Annotated in this window: 21 protein-coding genes; 12 read left to right on the top strand and 9 right to left on the bottom strand. The window is 74.5% G+C overall.

Going from position 1 to position 20,117, the window contains the following annotated elements:
- Window positions 1–108 precede the first annotated feature (108 nt).
- Together O7546_RS24040 and O7546_RS24035 are read left to right on the top strand one after the other, a co-directional pair.
- Window positions 109–1,230, top strand: coding sequence for a DUF5931 domain-containing protein (locus O7546_RS24040; protein ID WP_194800486.1), 1,122 nt, complete (start codon window positions 109–111; stop codon window positions 1,228–1,230).
- An 11-nt stretch (window positions 1,231–1,241) separates the two neighbouring features.
- Complete coding sequence (locus O7546_RS24035; RefSeq protein ID WP_194800717.1) at window positions 1,242–1,874, top strand: response regulator transcription factor; 633 nt, start codon at window positions 1,242–1,244, stop codon at window positions 1,872–1,874.
- 4 nt (window positions 1,875–1,878) lie between these two features.
- On the opposite strand, the gene O7546_RS24030 is transcribed toward O7546_RS24035, so the two are convergent.
- From O7546_RS24030 to O7546_RS24020, 3 genes are all read right to left on the bottom strand, one after another.
- Window positions 1,879–2,451: a DUF5709 domain-containing protein gene (locus O7546_RS24030; protein WP_194800487.1), complete on the bottom strand. Its 573-nt coding sequence runs from the start codon at window positions 2,449–2,451 to the stop codon at window positions 1,879–1,881.
- A gap of 79 nt (window positions 2,452–2,530) precedes the next feature.
- Window positions 2,531–3,202 (bottom strand): ATP-binding protein, encoded by a 672-nt coding sequence (locus O7546_RS24025; RefSeq protein WP_194800488.1) that lies wholly within the window; start codon window positions 3,200–3,202, stop codon window positions 2,531–2,533.
- 56 nt (window positions 3,203–3,258) lie between these two features.
- Window positions 3,259–4,257 (bottom strand): SDR family oxidoreductase, encoded by a 999-nt coding sequence (locus O7546_RS24020; protein ID WP_281600070.1) that lies wholly within the window; start codon window positions 4,255–4,257, stop codon window positions 3,259–3,261.
- Between the two features lie 192 nt (window positions 4,258–4,449).
- On the opposite strand from O7546_RS24020, the gene O7546_RS24015 reads away from it, so the two are divergent.
- A complete protein-coding gene (locus O7546_RS24015; RefSeq protein WP_194800490.1) occupies window positions 4,450–5,718 on the top strand; it encodes a glycosyltransferase in 1,269 nt (422 codons plus the stop codon).
- Here O7546_RS24015 and O7546_RS24010 read toward each other — a convergent pair.
- The 4 genes from O7546_RS24010 to aroA all read right to left on the bottom strand — a co-directional run bounded on the left by O7546_RS24010 (window position 5,601) and on the right by aroA (window position 9,905).
- Window positions 5,601–6,566, bottom strand: coding sequence for a hypothetical protein (locus tag O7546_RS24010; protein ID WP_194800718.1), 966 nt, complete (start codon window positions 6,564–6,566; stop codon window positions 5,601–5,603). The two genes, O7546_RS24015 and O7546_RS24010, sit on opposite strands and share 118 nt — an antisense overlap.
- Before the next feature lie 60 nt (window positions 6,567–6,626).
- Entirely contained in the window at window positions 6,627–7,445 is an 819-nt protein-coding gene (hisN, locus tag O7546_RS24005; RefSeq protein ID WP_194800491.1) for a histidinol-phosphatase, read from the bottom strand.
- A gap of 60 nt (window positions 7,446–7,505) precedes the next feature.
- Window positions 7,506–8,441 (bottom strand): ribosome small subunit-dependent GTPase A, encoded by a 936-nt coding sequence (gene rsgA / locus O7546_RS24000; protein WP_269697612.1) that lies wholly within the window; start codon window positions 8,439–8,441, stop codon window positions 7,506–7,508.
- 162 nt (window positions 8,442–8,603) lie between these two features.
- On the bottom strand, window positions 8,604–9,905 hold the full coding sequence (gene aroA / locus O7546_RS23995; RefSeq protein ID WP_194800492.1) for a 3-phosphoshikimate 1-carboxyvinyltransferase: 1,302 nt from the start codon (window positions 9,903–9,905) through the stop codon (window positions 8,604–8,606).
- Window positions 9,906–10,007: 102 nt separating this feature from the next.
- On the opposite strand from aroA, the gene O7546_RS23990 reads away from it, so the two are divergent.
- The 7 genes from O7546_RS23990 to O7546_RS23960 all read left to right on the top strand — a co-directional run bounded on the left by O7546_RS23990 (window position 10,008) and on the right by O7546_RS23960 (window position 14,481).
- The gene (locus tag O7546_RS23990) at window positions 10,008–10,715 is read left to right on the top strand and encodes an SOS response-associated peptidase (RefSeq protein WP_194800493.1); all 708 of its coding nucleotides are present in this window, start codon (window positions 10,008–10,010) and stop codon (window positions 10,713–10,715) included.
- Window positions 10,716–10,929: 214 nt separating this feature from the next.
- Window positions 10,930–11,322, top strand: a complete 393-nt coding sequence (locus tag O7546_RS23985) for a WhiB family transcriptional regulator (RefSeq protein WP_013288375.1) — start codon at window positions 10,930–10,932, stop codon at window positions 11,320–11,322.
- A gap of 100 nt (window positions 11,323–11,422) precedes the next feature.
- Entirely contained in the window at window positions 11,423–12,034 is a 612-nt protein-coding gene (locus tag O7546_RS23980; RefSeq protein WP_281600069.1) for an alpha/beta family hydrolase, read from the top strand.
- Window positions 12,035–12,262: 228 nt separating this feature from the next.
- Window positions 12,263–13,072, top strand: a complete 810-nt coding sequence (locus tag O7546_RS23975; RefSeq protein ID WP_194800495.1) for a sigma-70 family RNA polymerase sigma factor — start codon at window positions 12,263–12,265, stop codon at window positions 13,070–13,072.
- 2 nt (window positions 13,073–13,074) lie between these two features.
- A complete protein-coding gene (rsrA, locus tag O7546_RS23970; protein WP_135241896.1) occupies window positions 13,075–13,362 on the top strand; it encodes a mycothiol system anti-sigma-R factor in 288 nt (95 codons plus the stop codon).
- A 394-nt stretch (window positions 13,363–13,756) separates the two neighbouring features.
- The gene (locus O7546_RS23965; protein WP_135241895.1) at window positions 13,757–13,972 is read left to right on the top strand and encodes a biotin/lipoyl-binding carrier protein; all 216 of its coding nucleotides are present in this window, start codon (window positions 13,757–13,759) and stop codon (window positions 13,970–13,972) included.
- The gene (locus tag O7546_RS23960) at window positions 13,969–14,481 is read left to right on the top strand and encodes a GNAT family N-acetyltransferase (protein WP_194800496.1); all 513 of its coding nucleotides are present in this window, start codon (window positions 13,969–13,971) and stop codon (window positions 14,479–14,481) included. Before O7546_RS23965 ends, O7546_RS23960 begins: the two co-directional genes overlap by 4 nt.
- A gap of 6 nt (window positions 14,482–14,487) precedes the next feature.
- Here O7546_RS23960 and O7546_RS23955 read toward each other — a convergent pair whose 3' ends face one another.
- Window positions 14,488–15,072, bottom strand: coding sequence for a TetR/AcrR family transcriptional regulator (locus O7546_RS23955; protein WP_281600068.1), 585 nt, complete (start codon window positions 15,070–15,072; stop codon window positions 14,488–14,490).
- 119 nt (window positions 15,073–15,191) lie between these two features.
- Here O7546_RS23955 and O7546_RS23950 point away from each other — a divergent pair, with 119 nt between their 5' ends.
- On the top strand, window positions 15,192–16,781 hold the full coding sequence (locus tag O7546_RS23950) for an MDR family MFS transporter (protein ID WP_194800498.1): 1,590 nt from the start codon (window positions 15,192–15,194) through the stop codon (window positions 16,779–16,781).
- A gap of 498 nt (window positions 16,782–17,279) precedes the next feature.
- Here O7546_RS23950 and O7546_RS23945 read toward each other — a convergent pair whose 3' ends face one another.
- A complete protein-coding gene (locus tag O7546_RS23945; RefSeq protein ID WP_281600067.1) occupies window positions 17,280–18,881 on the bottom strand; it encodes a tetratricopeptide repeat protein in 1,602 nt (533 codons plus the stop codon).
- Between the two features lie 187 nt (window positions 18,882–19,068).
- Here O7546_RS23945 and O7546_RS23940 point away from each other — a divergent pair, with 187 nt between their 5' ends.
- Window positions 19,069–20,097, top strand: a complete 1,029-nt coding sequence (locus O7546_RS23940) for an SIS domain-containing protein (protein WP_281601182.1) — start codon at window positions 19,069–19,071, stop codon at window positions 20,095–20,097.
- Window positions 20,098–20,117: the final 20 nt, after the last annotated feature.

The following is a 20,117-nucleotide window of genomic DNA, read 5'->3' as shown; positions in this document are numbered from 1 at the left end:
TCCCGACGATGGTTCTCGACGACTTTCGCGGCATTTCCACCGTACGTCAGGGTTTCTCGGCCCGCACCGCCCGGGGTGCCCTGGACCGGCTGTGACAGGGTGGCGCACATGCCGTCGTCCTCCGGCCTCGAGGGCCCCTTCTGGCGATCGATAGCGGTGTTCCGCTTCGCCGCGCTCGCGTACGTCGGACTGGTCGTGCTGCGCGACGCGGGCAGCTACGCGCACCCGGTCGCCGCGGGCGGTGTCCTGCTGGCGATGCTCGCGTGGAGCGGCGTGACGGCGGCCGGCTACGGCCGTCCGGCCGGACGGCGCTGGCCGCTGCTCCTGGCCGACCTCGGCGTGGTGCTGGCGATCATCCTGGTCACGCCCTGGGTGGTGGGCCGAGCGGCGCTCGCCGCCGGGGTGCCGATGCTGACCGCCGCCTGGCTGGCCGGGCCGGTGCTGGCCTGGGCGGTCTCCGGCGGGCGGCGACGTGGCGCGGTGGCGGCGATCGTCCTCGGCGGCGCCGACCTCGCCACCCGGGACCGGATCAGCCCGTCCGCGCTGACCGGCGCGATCCTCATGCTGCTCGCCGGCGTGGTGGTCGGGCACGTGGCGCGGCTGGCGGTGCAGGCGGAGGAGCGGTTGCAGCGGGCGGTGGAGCTGGAGGCGGCCACCCGCGAGCGGGAACGGCTGGCCCGCGACATCCACGACTCGGTGCTCCAGGTGCTCGCGCTGGTCCGGCGGCGCGGCGCGGACCTGGACGGCGAGGCGGCCGAGCTGGCCCGGCTGGCCGGCGAGCAGGAGGCGGCGCTGCGGGCGTTGATCGGCCGGGCGGGCGCGCCGCCGGACCCGGGCGGGGACGAGCAGGACCTGCGCGACCTGATCGACAGGTACGCCTCGGCCACCGTCGTGGTGTCCGCGCCCGCCACACCGGTGCCGCTGCCGGCGCGGGCCGCCGGTGAGCTGGGCGCCGCGGTCGGCGCGGCGCTGGACAACGTGGCCCGGCACGCCGGCGGGCGGGCCTGGGTGCTGATCGAGGACGAGGAGGAGACGGTGACCGTCTCGGTACGCGACGAGGGGCCGGGCATCCCGGAGGGCCGGCTGGCGGAGGCCGCCGCGCAGGGGCGGCTCGGGGTGGCGCAGTCCATCCGGGGCCGGGTGGCCGACCTGGGCGGTGAGGTGCGGATCGTGTCGGCGCCCGGCGCGGGCACCGAGATCGAGCTGGTCGTGCCGAGGAGCCGCGGGTGAGCATCCGGGTGATGGTGGTCGACGACCACCCGATGTGGCGCGAGGGCGTGGCCCGGGACCTCACCGAGGCGGGCCACCAGGTGGTGGCGACCAGCGGCGAGGGCCGGCAGGCGGTACGGGTGGCCGCGGCGGCCCGTCCCGACCTGGTCGTGCTCGACCTCCAGCTGCCGGACATCTCCGGCGTCGAGGTGATCCGGGGCCTGCGCGCCGCGCTGCCCGACGTGCGGGTGCTCATGCTGTCGGCCAGCGGCGAGCCGCAGGGCGTGCTGGACGCGGTCAAGGCCGGCGCCACCGGCTACCTGATCAAGTCGGCCGCGCCGGCGGAGTTCCTGGACGCGGTGCGCCGCACGGCGGCCGGTGAGCCGGTGTTCACGCCCGGCCTGGCCGGGCTGGTGCTGGGGGAGTACCGGCGGCTGGCCGCGGCGCCGGCCGCCCCGCACGACGAGGCACCCCGACTCACCGAACGGGAGACCGAGGTGCTGCGTCTGGTCGCCAAGGGGCTGTCCTACAAGCAGATCGCCGACCGGCTGGGCCTGTCCCACCGGACCGTGCAGAACCACGTGCAGAACACCCTGGGCAAGCTCCAGTTGCACAACCGGGTCGAGCTGACCCGGTACGCCATCGAGCGGGGCCTGGACGACTGAGCTGTCAGTGCGCCTCCGGCGGCCGGGTCTCGTGCACCGCCAGCTCCTCCGCGCTGGCCCCGCCACCGGCCGCGCCGGCGTCGTAGGCGACGTTGTCGGTCTCCTGGTCGGTGTGTGCGCCCTCGTCCGGCTCGACCAACCGGCCCACCTGGTGGTCGGCGACGGTGCCGAGCTGGCCGTGGTCATACACGGAGACCGGGGAGTGCGGGTCCGAGACCGGGCCCGGGTCGATCACGTCGGCGTCGAGCTGGGCCTGCGCGGCGGCCTCCTCGCTGTCCGCCTCGGCGGCGATGTCCGGGTCGACCGGGCCGGCGAGCGGGTCGTCGGCGGGGCGCTCGTACTGCTCGCGCTGGAGCTTGTAGTCCAGCGACTCGCCGTCGAGCTGCTCCTCCGCCGTGGTGCCGAACTGGTCCACGGCGACCGGCGTGCGGTCACCGGGGAGCTGGGCCGGCTCGGGGCCGTCCGCCTCGCGTCCGGTCAGCACATCGTCGTTCGCGGTGGAGTCGTCGTCGGCGGTGTCGGGCAGGCCCGCCGCCTCGGGATCGGACACGGGGGTGGGGTACTCGTCGTCGCGCATGCCCGGGAACTACCCACTGCGCTCCCCGCCCTAACCGCGACCGGCCGGGTGGATCAGGAGAAACGGTGCGAAAAGCACCTCAGTTGCGGTACGCCGCCTCGTCCTCGGCGTACAGCACACACCACACCACCTTGCCGTCGGGCAGTGCCGTGCTGCCCCAGCGCCGGGCCACCGTGTCAATGAGCAGCAGCCCCCGCCCGCCCACCGAGTCAACCGGCGCCGGACCGCCGTACGCGGGCCGCCCGGTCGAGTGGTCCCGGACCGCGACGTGCAGCGCGCCGCCGCGCGGGGCCAGCCGGAGCGTCATCGGCGTGACCGCGTGCGCCACCACGTTGTTGACCATCTCGGTGACCGCGATGCAGGCCGGCTCGGTCAGCTCCGGCAGTCCCCACCTGGCGCAGCCGCCGGCCACCAGCACGCGCGCCTCCCGGGCGGCCTCGACCACCGGGGGCAGCTCGGCGTCGAGCGGCTCGGGCGCGGCGTCCGGTGGCGGCCCGTCCGGGTCGAGCAGCAGCCGCGCGGCGGGCCAGTCGTCCACCGCCCGGCAGATCTCGTCCAGGGCGGTGCGTGCCATCGGATCGGGGATCCGCACCCCGGACAGGTCCACGAGCAGCACCCCGGGCTGCCGCCACAGCCGGGCGAGCAGCGCGTCCCGGACGGCCTCCACCTCGGACCGGTCGAGCACCCCGGTCAGCCGGACCGTCGGCGAGGAGTCGTCGGTCTCCACCAGGCAACGTGCATCCGTCGGCATGATCGCCCCATTGTGCACCTCGGTCCGAGCCCGCGCACCGGTCCGGTCGGCGGGACTCACGGCCGGCCGGCCCGCGACCGGCGGCTGAGCGCCGCCACCGTGCCGACAGCGGTGCCGGCGGCCAGCCCGACGGCCGCGCTCAGCCGGAGCACCTGACTGCGCCGGCCGGACCACCCGTCGGTCCGCTCCGCCGCCGCGTCCGGCGTGAAGACCGCGCCGGTCGAGTCGGCGCGTACGCCGGGGCCGAACTGGGTGCGCGCGGTGTACCAGCCCAGCACGCGTTCGGCCAGCGCCGGGGCGAGCCGCCACTGGAGCCCGATCAGCCGGGCCGCGCCGCCCGCGTACGCCTCGCGCCGAGGCCGGCGCAGCAACTTGACGATCGTCTCGGCGACCATCTCCGGCGGGTACACCGGCGGCGGCGGGGTCAGCTCCCGGCCGGAGTGGTTGGCGGCGTGCCGGAAGAACGGCGTGTCGATGGTGGCGGGCAGCACGGTGCAGATCGAGATGTTCCCCCGGCCGGTCACCCGCAGCTCCTGCCGCACGGTGTCGGCGAGTCCTCGGATCGCGTGCTTCGTCGCGTTGTACGCCGACTGGTACGGCATCGCCACCTCGGCCAGCACCGAGGCGTTGTTGACGAGCACCCCGCCGCCGGCCGCGTCGAGCCAGGGCAGCGCGGCCCGCGTCCCGTACACGGTGCCGAGCAGGTTCACGTCCACCACCCGGCGGAACTCGGCCACCGGGATCTCGTCGAACAGCCCCACGGTGCCCACCGCCGCATTGTTGATCCAGGCGTCGATCCGGCCGAACTCGGCCACCGCCCGCGTCGCCAGCCGCTCCACCGCCTCCGGGTCGGTCACGTCGGTGGGCACCACCAGGGCCCGTCCGCCCAGTTCCCGGCAGAACGACTCGACCCGGCGCAGCGCGGACTCGGTCCGGGCGGCCAGCACCACGTCGGCGCCCCGGCGGGCCAGCGCGTACGCGGTGGCCGCGCCGATCCCGCTGGAGGCGCCGGTGATGACGACTGTGGCGTCGGAGAGGCTGCGGGTCAGCGGCATTCCCCGTCGGTACCCCGGGCCGGGGCGGTCATGCCGACCGTTTTCGCCGGTGATCGGCATCGGTCGGCTGTCCCGCCCACGGGACGCACTGGCCGGGTGACCCCGATCTGTCAGGTTTGGGCGCACCGGACCTGGGTTAATGGGACGCTCTGACCGGAGACCCCGCTCGCGAGAAACGCATGGAGGTGCACCATGCGCGTCGGCCTTGTATGCGCGCACGCCGGCTCGTCCACCGACGGTCCCACCGTCGGGACGCAGGAGCACATTGCGCGCGTGGCGGCGGAGCTCGCCGCCCGGGGCCATGACGTCCGCGTCTACGAGCGCCGTGCCGCGTCCGCCCAGCCCGCCCTGACCGAACTCGACGGCTACCGGGTGGAACGTGTCCCGGTCGGGCCGCCCGACATGCTCTCCACCGCCGAGCTGGTCCCGTTCGTCGCCGAGTACGGCCGCTGGCTGGCCGGGCAGTGGGCCGGGGACTGGACCCCCGACGTGGTGCACGGGCACTACTGGGTCGGCGGGCTGGCCGCCGCGCACGCGGTCCGTGCCACGGACATCCCGGTGGTGCAGACGTTCCACTCGCTCGGCGTGGAGCAGCTGCGGCATCTCGGCCGCGAGTACACCGGGCCGGGGGAGCGCATCCCGCTGGAGCGGGCGCTGACCCGGGCCGTGGACGTGGCGGTGGCCCAGTGCAACGACGAGGTCGACGAGCTGACCCGGATGGGCCTGCAACGTACGTCGGTGGCGATGGTGCCGACCGGCGTGGACACCGGCCAGTTCCACCCGGACGGCGAGGCGGCGCCCCGCGACCAGCGGGCCCGGATCCTCTCCGTCGGCGGGCTCGCGCCCGGACACGGCCAGGACGACCTGATCCGGGCGATGCGGCTGGTCGGTGACGCGGAACTGGTGATCGCCGGCGGTCCGCCGCCCGAGCGGCTGGACGGGCACGCCGAGGCACGCCGGCTGCGCGAGCTGGCCGAGCGGGCGGGCGTGGCGGAGCAGGTGAAGCTGGTCGGCGCGGTGCCGCACGACCAGATGGCCACCTGGTACCGCTCCGCCGACGTGGTGGCCTGCACCCCGCACTACGCGTCGGCCGGGCGGGTGTCGCTGGAGGCGATGGCCTGCGGCGTGCCGGTGGTCGGCTACGCCATGGGCGGCATCGCCGACGCGGTGGTGGACGAGGTGACCGGCAAGCTGGTGCCGCCGGGTGACGTCCGCACGCTCGGGGTCACGCTGCGCCGACTGCTGTCCGACAACGCCGGACGGTTCGCGTACGGGCACGCCGCGGTGGACCGGGTCCGGTGCAGCTACACCTGGGAACGGACCGCCGCCGCGCTGGAGCGCCTCTACGAGCGGGTGATCGGACGGCGCCGCCCGGCCACGCCGATCGAGCCGACGCCGGTCGAGGCGACGCCGCCGGTCGAGGTGGTCGTCTCCGAACGCGGGCCGGTCGAGGCCGCCTGAACCGGCACCATCGCGGCGCCCACCATCGCCTTCTGGCGGGCGCCGGCGTGGTGGTGCTGCGGTTCGGCATACCGGGTCAGGCCGACCACCGCCGCGAGCGTCACCAGGAAGCCGAGTCCGGCCAGCCACTCCCGGCCGGGCCAGATCTTGTCGTTGAGCAGCAGCAGACCGACGATCGCGGCGGGTACCGCGCCGGCGGCGTCCATCGCCGCGACCGCCGCCGTGGTCGAACCGCGCTGCATGGCCAGCCCGAGCAGCAGCTGGCCGATCAGCGAGTGGACGATCAGCAGGTAGAGCAGCGGGTCGCGGACGAATGCCTCCACCGATCCGGCCGAGGCGAGCGGGCGGGCCGCGACCGCCGCGGCGGAGAACGCCATCCCGGCCAGCGAGCCGAGCACCACCGACCCGAGCGCGCCGTGCAGCCGGGCGGCGAAGAAGCCGGAGGCGGCGATCGCCAGCACCGCCACCGCCAGGCCGACCAGCCCGGCGGTGCCGAGCTGCCGTGACGGCGCCGGCTGGGCGGAGAGCACGAGCGCGGTGATGCCGGCGAACAGCAGCACCAGCAGCACCACCTCGGCCGCCGGCAGCCGCCACTTGAGCACCAGCACGCCGAGGACGGCGGTCACCCCGAGCCCGGCCGCCACGCTGGCCTGGACCAGGAACAACGGCAGGTCACGGCGGGCCAGGAAGGCCAGCACGAAGCCGACGACCTGGCAGGTCAGGCCGATCAGGTACGTCCGGTGCCCGGCCAGGCGCAGCAGCAGCCCGGGGTCGAACGTGTGGTGCACGGTGGTCCGCGCGGCCGCGACCGACTGGAGGAGGTTGGCGAAGCCGTACGCGATGATCATCGCCGCCAGGAAGCACCAACCGGAGGAAACCACCTGGCGAGGATAGAGGCTCCCCCGGGGTCAGCGCTCGGCTGGACGGCCGAGCCGGGCCAGGATGTCGTCGTGCAGCGCGCCGTTGCTGGCCACGGCGCTGATGTCGGCGGAGTCGGCGCCGGCCGGCGCGGGCCGCCCGGCCAGATCCGTGACGACTCCGCCCGCCTCGGTGACGATCGGGACCAGCGCGGCGATGTCCCACAGCGACAGCTCCGGCTCCACCATCACGTCCAGTGCACCCTCGGCCAGCAGCATGTAGCCGTAGAAGTCGCCGTACGCGCGGCTGCGCCAGGTGTCGCGCATGAGCTGGAGCACCGCGTCCAGCCGCCCGGCCTGCTCCCACCCGGTCAGCGACGAGTAGCAGAAGCTCGCGTCACCGAGCGCCGTCACGCCGGAGACCCGGATCGGCGTGCCGTCCGCCGGGCCGGTGCCGGCGAACGCGCCCGCACCGAGCGCGCCCCACCAGCGGCGGCCCAGCGCCGGGGCGGAGACCAGGCCGAGCACCGGCCGGTCGTGCTCCAGCAGCGCGATCAGCGTGGCCCAGACCGGTACGCCCCGGACGAAGTTCTTCGTGCCGTCGATCGGGTCGATCACCCAGCGCCGCCCGTCGGGACCGGCCGGCGGCTGCTCGCCGTACTCCTCACCGAGCAGGCCGTCACCGGGACGGTGGGCGGCCAGCAGCGCGCGGATCTCCCGCTCCACGGCGGTGTCCGCGTCGGAGACCGGGGTCAGGTCCGGCTTGGACTCGACGCGCAGGTCGAGCGCGCGGAACCGGGCCGAGGAGACGGCGTCCGCGGCGTCGGCGAGCAGGTGGGCGAGGGCGAGGTCGTCGGCGTACCCGGTCATGACGGACACGCTAGTGGCGGCGGCCCGGCCGGCGACGGCGGGTCGCCGCCGGCGCGCCGGTCAGGACCCGGCGAGCGGATCGCCGGGGTTGCGCTCCGGCTCGCGCGGGTCGCCCTCGCCGCTGCGGGAGGCCAGCAACCGGCGGTACGAGGCGAGCCGGCGCGCGTCCGCCTTCCCGGCGGCCACCCAGGCGTCGAGCGCGCAGTCCGCCTCGTCGGCGGTGTGCGGGCAGTTGGCCGGGCAGTCCACCGTCGCCTCGACCAGATCCGGGAAGCCGTGCAGCAGGCTCTCGGCGGACACGTGGGCCAGCCCGAAGCTGCGTACCCCCGGGGTGTCGACGATCCAGCCGGTGTCGCCGTCGGCGCCGGGCTCGGCGGGCAGCCGCAACGCCACCGCGCTGGTCGAGGTGTGCCGGCCCCGGCCGATCGCACTGACCGTGCCCACCGCCCGCTCGGCGTCCGGGACGAGGCGGTTGACGAGCGTCGACTTGCCCACGCCGGAGTGACCCACCATCACCGAGACCCGGCCGGCGAGCAGCGCCCGCAGCGCGGCCAGGTCGGAGTCCGGGCGGATCAGCACGTACGGCAGTTCCAGCTCGGTGTAGTAGCCGAGCACCGCCTCCGGACCGGCCAGGTCGGCCTTGGTGAGGCAGAGCAGCGGCTCGATGTCGGCGTCGTACGCGGCCACCAGGCAGCGGTCGATGAACCCGGTACGCGGCGGCGGGTCGGCGAGCGCGCTGACGATCACCAGCTGGTCGGCGTTGGCGACCACCACCCGTTCCAGCCGCCCCTCGGCGGTGGTCTCGTCGTCGTCGGCGGTACGCCGAAGCACCGAGGTCCGCTCGGCGATGCGCACGATCCGGGCCAGCGCGCCCGGCGCACCGGAGGTGTCCCCGACCAGACCCACCCGGTCGCCCACCACAACCGACTTGCGTCCCAGCTCACGGGCGCGCATGGCGGTCACGAGCGGCGCGTCCGGCCCGGCTCCGGGGAGCACGCAGGTGTAGCGGCCCCGGTCGACGGCGATGACGAACCCGTCGACGGCGTCGGCGTGCCGGGGCCGGGTGCGCGTTCGCGGGCGCGACGACCGGCCCGGCCGGACCCGGACGTCGTCCTCGTCGTACTCGCGCCGCTTCGTCGCCAGGACGTCCCCCCGCTGTCAGTTCTTGCCGGTCACCATCCCCGACCATAGTGCCGGGAACTCCGGCATGGTCTTGGAGGTGCACGCCACGTCGTCGACCTCGATGCCGGGGACGGCCAGCCCGGCCACCGCCGCCGCGTGCGCCATCCGGTGGTCGGCGTACGTGCGGAACGTCCCGCCGCGCAGCGGTCGGGGCCGGATGTCCAGCCCGTCGCGGGTCTCGGTGATGTCCGCGCCGAGCGCGGTGAACTCCTTCGCGAGCGCGGTGACCCGGTCGGTCTCGTGGCCCCGGATGTGGCCGATGCCGGTGAGCCGGGACGGACCGTCGGCGAGCAGCGTGAGCGCGGCCAGCACCGGGGTCAGCTCGCCGACGTCGGAGAGGTCGGCGTCTATCCCGCGCACCGTGCCGGTGCCCCGCACGGTCAGGCCGTCGGTGCCGAGGCTCACCTCGCCGCCCATCCGGTGCAGCAGCTCCCGGAGCCGCTCGACCGGCTGGAGGCTGCTGCGCGGCCAGCCCTGCAGCGTCACCTCGCCGCCGGTGACCAGCGCGGCGGCGAAGAACGGCGCGGCGCCGGACAGGTCCGGCTCGATCTCCCAGCCGCGCCCGGACAGCGGGCCCGGCTCGACCGTCCACACGTCGGGCGTGGTGTCGTCCACGGCGGCGCCGGCCGCGCGCAGCATCTGCACCGTCATCCGCACGTGCGGCGCGGACGGCACCGGCGGCCCCTCGTGCCGGACCACGACGCCCCTGTCGAAGCGGGGCGCGGCGAGCAGCAGCCCGGAGACGAGCTGGCTGGACGCGGAGGCGTCGATCACCACGTCGCCGCCGGTAACCCGGCCCGCACCGAGGACGACGAGCGGCAGGCTGCCGGCCGGTGGCGCGTCGATGCGGACGCCGAGCGTGCGCAGCGCGCCGATCAGCGGCCCGAGCGGCCGGGTCCGGGCGTGCGGGTCGCCGTCGAACGTGACCCGCCCGGCGGCCAGCCCGGCCACCGGGGGCAGGAAGCGCATCACGGTGCCGGCCAGGCCGACGTCGACGTGCGCCGGGCCGGCCAGCGGGTAGGGGCGGACCAGCCAGCGGTCGTCGTCCGAGATCGACATGTGGGCGCCGAGTGCGCGCAGGCCACCGGCCATCAGTTCGGTGTCCCGGGCGCGCAGCGGCCGGGCGAGTGTCGACGGCCCGCCGGCGAGCGCGGCGAGCACCAGGGCCCGGGCGGTCATCGACTTGGAGCCGGGCAGGCGCAGCGTCGCGGCGACCGGGTCGCTCGCGGTCGGCGCGGTCCACTGCTGCGGCGGACGCGTCGCGGTCGGATTGCTCACCGTTACATTCTGCCAAGCTCACGGCCTGGTGGAACCGTCCGGCGCCGCTGCTCCCGTTGGGCGGGACAGCCGGAACGTCCGGATGCGGCTAGCGTGGGCGCCATGTGCGGGAGGTACGCCACGACCCGGAGCGCCGCCGACCTGAGCGCGCTGTTCGAGTCGGCCGACGAGACCGGCGGGGTGACGCCGGACTACAACGTCGCGCCGACCGACCCGGTGCCGCTGGTCCGGCTCGCCCCGGAGGGGCACCGGCTGCTCTCCCTCGGCCGCTGGGGCCTGCTCCCGCAGTGGTCGCGCAGCGCCGCCGGGGCCGCCCGCATGATCAACGCGCGGGCCGAGACGGTCGCCACCAGCCGGGCGTACGCGCCGTCCTTCGCCCGCCGTCGCTGCCTGGTCCCCGCCGACGGGTGGTACGAGTGGGTCCGCCTCGCCGACGGCGGGCGCCAGCCCTACTTCATGACCCCGCGGGACGGCTCGATCCTGGCCTTCGCCGGCATCTGGTCGGTCTGGGAGTCGGCCGGTGCGGCCCGGCTCACGTTCAGCGTGCTCACCACCGCTGCGGTCGGCGAGCTGGCCGAGGTGCACGACCGGATGCCGCTGCTGCTGTCGCCGGAGCGCTGGGCGGAGTGGCTCGGCCCGGCCGAGGAGCCGGCGGAACTGCTCGCGCCGCCGGACGCCGGCCTGCTCGCCGGGCTGGAGATCCGGCCCGTGTCCCGGGCCGTCGGCGACGTCCGCAACGACGGTCCGGAGCTGGTCGCCGCGGTGGCTCCGGCGGGCGTCGGGACGGCCGCCGGACCGACACTGTTCTGATCACGCTCCGCCACATTTGCGCGCCCCGTTTGCCGGGGTTGGGCCGGAAAAGTCGCCCGGACGTTCAGTCAGTTTCATTGAAGACCCTTGTCCTTACGTATTCGAATGCGATAGAACACAGCGCCGGCGATGGGCGTCTGTTCGCACGGGGCGGATGACACCCATCGATCTTGTGGAGAGATCTACGCCGGTTCCCACGGGGGAGGTGGGTGTATTGACACGGGCACGTATGCCGCGTCCGCACGAGGTAGCCGCCGCACGGCGCGATCCGCGACTGCTGCGGGCGCTGAGCGAACGACGCCAGGACGACGCGTGGCGCACCAGGGGCACCTGTCAGAACGTCGATCCGGAGACGTTCTTTCCGGCACCGAACGAACCGGCCGACGCGGCGGTGGCGCTCTGCCGCACCTGCGACGTCCAGGGCTCCTGCCTGGCCTGGGCGCTCGAGGTGGGCGACTGCCACGGCGTCTGGGGCGGCACCACGCCGCGTGAGCGGCGCGCCATGCTGGTGGCCTGGCGCAGCGAGGTGCAGCCGGATCCGGACGCACTCGACGACGCCGGTCCGCCGGTGCGCGACCGCCTGCTCACGCTGGTTCCGCTGAGCTGATCCCGACGTCGCCCGTGGCCCGCTCCGGCAGGCCGCGGGCGACGTCGGCGTTTCCGCGCCGGACCACCGGCGGGCGCGCCGGTCCGCGCAGAATGGGCCGGTGCGGCACGACGACGAGATCGACACCCCACGCGGACCCGCCCGGCTCCGCTTCGACACACCCGCCGACGCCACCACTGTGCTGGTGCTCGGGCACGGCGCCGGCGGCGACGTGGACGCGCCCGACCTGACCGCGGTGCGGGACGCGCTGCTCGCCGCCGGGGCCGGGGTGGCCCTTGTGACCCAGCCGTACCGGGTCGCCGGGCGACGCGCGCCCGCCCCCGCCGGGCACCTCGACGAGGCGTGGACGGCGGTGCTGGCCGACCTGCGCCGCCGTGCCCCGCTGGTGCGCCACTGGGTGGTCGGCGGCCGGTCCAGCGGCGCCCGGGTGGCCTGCCGTACCGCCGCCGCCGTCGGGGCGGCCGGCGTGGTGGCGCTGGCGTTCCCGCTGCACCCGCCGGGCCGGCCGGAGCGCTCCCGGGCCGGGGAACTGCTCACCGGGCTGCCCACGCTCGTCGTCAACGGCGACCGGGACCCGTTCGGCGTGCCCGAGCCCGGCCCCGGGATCGAGGTGGTGGTCCGGCCGGGGGAGCGCCACGACCTGCGCCGCGATCCGGCCGGTACGGCCGCCGTGGTGCGGGACTGGCTGCGCGTACACGGGTGGTCGTCCTGACCGGGCGGCGCGCGCCGTGACCGTCCGCCACGGCGGGTCGTTGCACCGGTTGGTGCCGGCCGCCCGGTTCGGGCGCGCCGGGGCCACCCTCCCAGGCCCTTCCTGGTCCCAGCGTCGGTCGCGGCCGAGGCCGGGACCAGGATCGGGTGGGACCGGAGGAATGCCACGCCCCACAACTCGCGTTACTTCCCTTGGACGACGACAGAGCCATCGCGAGGGGGGTGACCGGTGCCGATCGAGACACGGAGCCGGGAACGGGACGAACGGGACGAGCGCCAGCTCCGGCGGCTGCTCGACGCGCCGGAGTGGCCCGCGGCGGCGTCGGTCGTGAGCACCGGCACACAGTCCGGAAGTGAATCTGCCGGTAAGTGGGTACGCGTATCCTCGGCGGGAAAGCATCCGACGCGAGGGGATGTGCGGTTGACCACCGAGAAGACGGACGAGCGCAGGGCCCGCTTCGAGCGGGACGCGATGCCCTTCGTCGATCAGCTCTACGCTGCCGGGCTGCGGATGACCCGCAACCCGGCGGACGCGGAGGACCTGGTTCAGGAGACGTACCTGAAGGCGTACGCCGCCTTCCACCAGTTCGAGCAGGGCACGAACCTGAAGGCCTGGCTCTACCGGATCCTGACCAACACCTACATCAACACCTACCGCAAGCGGCAGCGCCAGCCCATCCAGGCGCCGACCGAGGAGATCACCGACTGGCAGCTCGCCGAAGCCGAGTCGCACACGTCCAGCGGCCTGCGCTCGGCCGAGACGGAGGCGCTCGACCGGCTGCCGGACAGCGACGTCAAGGAGGCCCTCCAGCAGTTGCCGGAGGAGTTCCGCCTGGCCGTCTACCTGACCGACGTCGAGGGCTTCTCCTACAAGGAGGTCGCCGACATCATGGGCACGCCGATCGGCACCGTGATGTCCCGTCTGCACCGTGGCCGACGTAATCTGCGGAAGCTGCTGGAGCAGTACGCGGCGGAGCGGGGTTTCAGCGCCGCCTCGTCGAAGAAGGGTTCGACCGCCGCCGCCGGCCGGGAGGTGTGACCGTGAGCTGTGGACAACCGCACGAGACGGACTGCCACGAGGTCCTCGCCGAGGTCTACCTCTACCTCGACCTGGAGTGCGCCGAGGAGCGCCGGGTGCTGATCCGGCACCACCTGGACGAGTGCGGGCCGTGCCTGCGCGAGTACGGCATCGAGCAGGAGGTCAAGGCGCTCGTCGCCCGGTGCTGCGGCAACGAGGCGGCCCCGGAGAAGCTGCGGGAGCGGCTGCGCCTGCGGCTGACCGAGCTGGTGGTCTTCGAGACCACCGAGTCCCGCGAACTGGCCGACTGACGGACGACGCGAGACGGCCCGGGTCCGATCACGGACCCGGGCCGTCGCGCTGTCCGGCGACTGCGCCGCCTGATCGGATGATCAGGAGTTGGGGCGCTTGCCGTGGTTGGCGCTGCTCTTCTTACGGGCCTTCTTCTTGCGGGCCTTCTTCGCCATGCTCTGCCTCCTTGTGCTGGTCACGGTTCCGTCCGCGGCGGAGCGCGGCGGAGGTCGCGGTGTGGCCCTCCGGGCTCGCCGGTGGCCGACCCGCACGATGCTAGTGCCGTCACCGCCCGCCGGGGCGCGGCGGGGCGGATCGCGGCCCGGTGGTGCGCGGCCCGGCGTGACCGGCGTCATGATTGGATACCGTTCGCAGGATTGTCGGGGAGCTGTCGGGGAGAGGGAGGGCCGCGAGATGGCCGAGGAGATCCGCGCCGAGATGGTGGCGAACGTCTGGAAGGTCGTCGTGGCGGCCGGCGACACGGTGTCCGAGGGCGACACCCTCGTCATCCTGGAGTCGATGAAGATGGAGATCCCGGTGGTCGCCGAGTCCGACGGCGTGGTGCAGAAGCTCGCCGTCAACGAGGGTGACGTGGTGCAGGACGGCGACCTGATCGCGGAGATCGGTTGACCGGCCTGCGGGTGCGCCGGGCCGAGCCGGCGGACTTCCCCGTCGTGGCGCGGCTGACCGTCGCCGCGTACGAGGCGGACGGCCAGCTCAAGGACGAGAGCGGGTACGCGCCGGTGCTCGCCGACGTGGCCGGCCGCGCCGAGACCGGCGAGGTGCTGGTGGCCGTCGACGACGCCACCGGCCAGGTGCTCGGCGCGGTGACGTTCGTGCTGCCCGGCACCCCGTACGCCGAACTGGCCGGCCCGGGCGAGGCCGAGTTCCGGATGCTCGCTGTGGATCCGGCGGCGCAGGGCCGGGGCGCGGGCGCCGCGCTCGCGGCGGCGTGCGTGGCGCGCGCCACGGAGCTGGGCTGCACCGCCGTGGTGATCTGTGTCCGCGCCGGGATGGCGGTGAGCGCACACCGCCTCTACGAGCGGCTCGGCTTCGTCAGGTACCCGGAGAAGGACTGGACGCCGCTGCCCGGCATCGACCTGCGCGGCCTGCGTCTGGACCTGACCGCGGCGGGCTGAACCGGCTCAGCCCTGGCCGGTCTCGCCGGTCTCGCCGATCTTGGCGAGCAGCTCGTCGGCCACCTGGAGCGCGATCCGCTTGCGCTCGTCGTCGGTGACGCCCGGCGCGCGTACCGCGAACCAGCTGCTGTGCACCGCGAACAGCGTGAGCGCGGCGCGGAGCTGGGCGGCGGGTGAGTCGTCGCCCCGGCACAGCTCGTGCGCCAGCCGCATCATCCGGTCCCGCATCTGCTGGCCGGCGACCAGGCTCTTGAGCACCGTCTGGTTCTGCTCGAAGAAGCGCATCACCTGGGGCAGGTCGCCGGCGAACATGCTGTCGGCGTACCGGCCGATCAGGGCGCGCCGGGTCGCCAGGGTGGGCGGCTGGTCGGCGGCCCAGGCGATCAGCTCGTCCATCCGGCGCAGCCGGTCGTCGACCAGGCTGGTGACGATCTCGTCCTTGCTCTTGAAGTGGTAGTAGAGCGCCGCCTTGGTCACGCCGAGCCGCTCGGCGATCTCCCGCAGCGACGTCTTCTCGTAGCCCTGTTCGGTGAAGAGTTCCAAGGCGACGGCCTGGATCCGCTCCCGCGTGCCACCTGTGGTCTCCCTCACCGGCCGACATCCTTCCAATCCGCTTGACGTGCGCCCGCCACCAGCTTACCGTCCGGCTAGTAAGCAAACTAGCCGGGCGGCAAGTAAGTCGATCATCCGATCTGCGGGGGAGCCTACCGATGAGTCAACCAGCCCAGGTGACCACGAGACCCAATGTCCGGGTCGTCCTGTTCGGTCTGATGATCGCGATGATGCTCGCGATGCTCGACAACATGATCGTCAGCACCGCGTTGCCGCGGATCGTCTTCGAGTTCGGCGGCGCCGACCACTTCACCTGGGTGGTCACCGCGTACGTGCTGGGCACCACCGTCTCGACGCCGATCTGGGGAAAGCTCGGCGACCTCTACGGCCGCAAGACGGTCTTCCTCACCGCTGTGGTGGTGTTCCTGGTCGGCTCCGCGCTCTGCGGCATGTCCGGCTCCGGCGTCTTCGGCGGCGCCGACACCGGCATGACCGAGCTGATCGCGTTCCGGGCCGTCCAGGGCCTCGGCGCGGGCGGCCTGATGGTCGGCGTCATGGCGATCATCGGTGACCTGGTCCCGCCCCGCGAGCGGGGCCGCTACCAGGGCATGATCGCCGGCATCATGGCCATCGCGATGGTCGCCGGCCCGCTGGTCGGCGGTTTCATCACCGACAACCTCTCCTGGCGCTGGGCGTTCTACGTCAACCTGCCGCTGGGCGGCGCAGCGCTGCTGGTCCTCGCCACCACCATGCACCTGCCGAAGTACCGCACCGAGCACAAGATCGACTGGTTGGGCGCGGCGCTGCTGTCCGTCGGCATCACCGCGATCGTGCTGGTGACCACGTGGGGCGGCAACGAGTACGACTGGATCTCGCCGCAGATCCTCGGCCTCGCCGTGCTGGCGGCGCTCGCCCTCGCCGCGTTCGCGGTGGTGGAGCGGCGCGTGCCGGAGCCGATCCTGCCGCTGAGTCTGTTCGCCAACCGCAACTTCGCGCTGATCTCGGTGATCGGGTTCCTGCTCGGCTTCGCCATGTTCGGCGCGATGAACTTCCTGCCGCTCTACCAGCAGACCGTGCAGGGGGCGTCGGCCACGAACAGCGGCCTGCTGCTGCTCCCGCTGATGTTCGGCATGCTCGTGGTGTCGCTCGTGGTCGGCCGGACCATCACCAAGACCGGCCGCTACCGCGCTTTCCCGATCGTCGGCGGCGTGGTGATGGTTGCCGGGATGGGGCTGCTCAGCCTGCTGGACGTGGACACCGGCAAGGCGCAGTCCTCCCTCTACATGGTCGTGCTCGGCGTCGGCATGGGCTTCCTCATGCAGACCTCGATGCTGATCGCGCAGAACAGCGTGGAACAGAAGGACCTCGGCGCGGCCAGCGGCGCGGCCACCTTCTTCCGGTCCATCGGCGGCTCGTTCGGCGTCTCCCTCTTCGGCGCGATCTTCGCCAACCGCCTGGCCGACTCGGCCGCCGGTGCCGCGTTCGCGGGCTCCGGCGGCGAGGGCGGCGCGATGGACCTGGAGGCGCTCAAGAAGCTCACCGGCCCGATGCGGGAGGCGGTGCTCGGCGGCCTCTCCGACGCCATCTCGCACGTCTTCTTCTGGGCCGTCGTCTTCACGGTGGCCGTACCGGTGCTCGCCTGGTTCATCAAGGAGGTGCCGCTGCGCGCGACGAACGACGTACCGCCGGCTGGCACCACCCCGGAGGACGAGGCCGAGGCCGCGCTCGGCAAGGCCCCCGTCGCCTGACCCACCGTCGCGGCCCCGCCACCCCACCCCAGGGGGACGCGGGGCCGCCGCGTACCCACTCCAGTGAGGCGCCCCGGTGCCCCGGTGCCCGGTGCTTCCGCCCCGCTGCCCGCCAGTTCGGGGAGGTGGCGGGGTCCGGGGCGAGTAGATCGCGCCACTTCCCCGAGCTGGCGGGGCACCCCGGTCCTGGGGGCCGGTGCGCGCTGGCCCTGGGCCCGTGGTCGGCGCGGGGCGGCCGCCAGTTCGGGGAGGTGGCTGGGTCGAAGGCGAGTTGATGGCGCCACTTCGGCGAGGTGGCGGCCTACGGGTGCCTGGTGCACCAAGGCCCGACCCCGGGAACCGGTGCGCGGGGCGGGGTGGGTCGTGCTTGCCGATCGCTGCCGCCAGGTCGGGGAAGTGGCTGGGGCGGGGGTGAGTTGATCGCGCCACTTCGGCGAAGTGGCGGCGCTCGGCTGGGTGGTGGGGGCCGGGGATCGGGCAGGAAATGGGCCCCGGCGCTCAGCCTCTGCGGAACAGGGCGGTGAGGCGTCGCCAGAGACGCCGCAGCGGACCTCCCTCGGCGTCGGCGATCAGCCGCCCGGCGGTGGCGCGTGCCGCCGGGTCGAGGGCCGGGGTGGCCCGCGCCAGGTACGCCAGCGACACCGCCACCGGGGTACGCCGGATCGGCCCGGCGGCCACCTCGACGATCCGCCCGGCCACCAGCGCGGCCACGTCGGCGCGCGTGTCCGGGTGCACCCAGGCGGCGGTGACCAGGGCGAACAGTGCCGCCTCGGCGGCCGGTCCGGGATCGCCGGCGGCCAGTTCCCCCAGCACCCGACGCCGGGTCGACAGCTCCCACGGCTCGTCGGTGCGGTGGTGCAGCAGGCCGAGGCAGGCCCAGACCTGCGCGCAGCGTGTCCACAGTGCCGGATCCTGCCCGCCGAGCACCCGGCCCAGCGCTGTGGGCGGCGCCTCCGGCGGGTGTGCCAGCAGAGCGAGCAGGTCGGCGAGGTCCAGTGTGGCCAGCCCGACCGCGGCGTCGTACGCGGCCGGCGGATGCGCCCACGCCGGGTGCGCGAGCTGCTGGAGCCGCCGTACCGCCGCCGCCGAGGGAGCGGGACCGTCGGGGGGCGGGGTGTCGTCACCCGCCGGGGTCACCTGCCCGAGCCAGGGGCGCCCCCGGCAGCACTCGGCGAGGTCACCGTGCTCGTGCGTGTCGTCCGGGTGGTCGCGGACGAAGTCGGCGAGCGCCACCAGGTGGTCCACGTCGCCGTCGCGCAGGTAGCGCAGCCGGTGCGCGGTGTGCACCGCGCAGTCGAACGCGGGGTCCTTCGCCAGCGCCCGGTCGATCCAGCCCAGCGCCGCGTCGAGCCGGCCGTTGTCGGCCAGCGTGCCGGCGATGTCCGCGTAGACGGCGAGGTCGTCGGGGTCGAGCGCGACAGCGCGTTCCAGTGCGGCGAGCGCGTCGGCGGTCCGGCCGGCGCTGCGGTACGCGTACCCGAGCCACACCTCGCCGAGTTTGGTGGGCTGTGCGCGTACCCCCCGGGTGGCCCAGGTGACGGCGAGGGTGACCTCGCCGAGGCGCCGGGCCAGCGCGGACGCCGCGCCCAGCAGCAGCGGATGGGCCGGATGGACGGTGATCGCGTTGCGGGCCAGCGTGAGGTACGGCGCGAGCGGCTCGCGCAGCCGGCGCGGCGCGGGGTCCGGTGCCGCCGCGCAGACCTGCATGAGGATCCGGGCGGTGCGCTCGGGGTCGAGGCGTTCCGGCAGGTCGGCGGCGGTCACCCAGGGCACGGCGGCCCAGGGCGCGGTGGGCGCGTAGCCGGTGGCGGCGGCGAGCAGGTCGAGCCCTTCGGCGGGGCGGCCGGCGGCGGCGAGCAGGTGCGCGCGGGCCACCACGGCGCCGACGAACGCCTGCTGACCGAGCGGGAAGAGGTCCAGGTCTCCGCCGCTGGCCGCGTTGAGCCGGGCGAGCGTCTCGTGCGCCTCGGGCAGCGTGGGGGAGCGGACCAGCGCGGCGGCCACGTGGTCGGCGGCGTGCCGCAGGTCTCCCTCGCCCAGCGCCAGCCGGGCCAGTGCGAGTTCCTCCTCCGCGGAGAGCGCGGCGTCGTCCTCGGGCACGTCGTCCTCTCGCCGGTCGGGTCGGTCGTCAGCCGGGCAAGCCTAGGGGATCTTCCGTCAATTAGTGATCCACTGCGCACTCCTGCTCGTTGCGTTGATTGAGGCTGCTCAAACGTGCAAGACTGAGCATCGAACGCGCGGGAAACGCGCAGAAGGAGGTTCTGGAGTGACGCGAGCAGGGGCCGGAATGGCCGCCGACATCGACGAGCAGCCGGCCGGTTACGAGCGTCTGCTCTCCACCGAGCACGCGGCGGCCATCGCCGAGGTGGCGGCCGTCGTCGCGCAACGGCGCCCCCGGCACGTCGTCTTCACCGCCCGGGGCACCTCCGACCACGCCGCGCTCTACGCGGCCTACCTGACCGAGATCCGCCTCGGCCTGCCCGCCGGGCTGGCCTCCCCGAGCGCGATCACCGTCTTCGGCGCCCGGCCCGACCTCTCCGACGCGCTCGTCGTCGGCGTCAGCCAGAGCGGCGGCTCACCCGACCTGGCCGAGGTGCTGCGGGTGGCCCGCGCCTCCGGCGCGCTCACCCTCGCGGTCACCAACAACCCCGGCTCGCCGCTGGTGGAGACCGCCGAGCTGAGCGTCGACATCGCCGCCGGCCACGAACGCGCCGTCGCCGCCACCAAGACCTACACCGCCGAGCTGCTCGCGCTGCTCATGCTGATCGAGGGCGTACGCGCCGGCGACGGTGTGCTGCCCGCCGAGGAGCACGCCGCCCTGAGCCGCCTGCCCGAGCTGGCCGCGCAGACGCTCGCCGACGACACCCCGGCCCGGCTCGCCCCGCGCTACCGGTTCGCCGCCCAGCTCGTCACCACCGGCCGGGGGTACGCGTACCCGACCGCCCGGGAGGCGGCGCTGAAGCTGATGGAGACCTCGTACCTCCCGGCGCTCGCCTTCTCCGGCGCCGACCTGCTGCACGGCCCGCTCGCCATGACCGACCCGGACGTCCCGGTGCTCGCCGTGGTCGGCTCCGGCCCCGGCGGCACGTCCATGCGTGAGGTGCTGCCCCGCCTCGGCGAGCGCCGCGCCGACGTGGTCGTGGTCGGCTCCGCCGAGGTCGGCGAGACCCGGATGGCGGTGCCCGAGGTCGACGAGCGGTACGCGCCGCTGCTCGACATCCTGCCGCTGCAACGGCTCGCGCTGTCCCTGGCGCTGGCCCGGGGCGAGGACCCGGACGCGCCGCGCGGCTTGAAGAAGGTCACGGCGACGATGTGAGGCCCGGCGTGGCACGCTGT

Source organism: Micromonospora sp. WMMA1976 (assembly GCF_027497335.1).
Taxonomy (GTDB): domain Bacteria; phylum Actinomycetota; class Actinomycetes; order Mycobacteriales; family Micromonosporaceae; genus Micromonospora; species Micromonospora aurantiaca.
The sequence above is the reverse complement of the archived record's forward strand: the minus strand, read 5'-3'. Positions and strand labels throughout refer to the sequence as shown.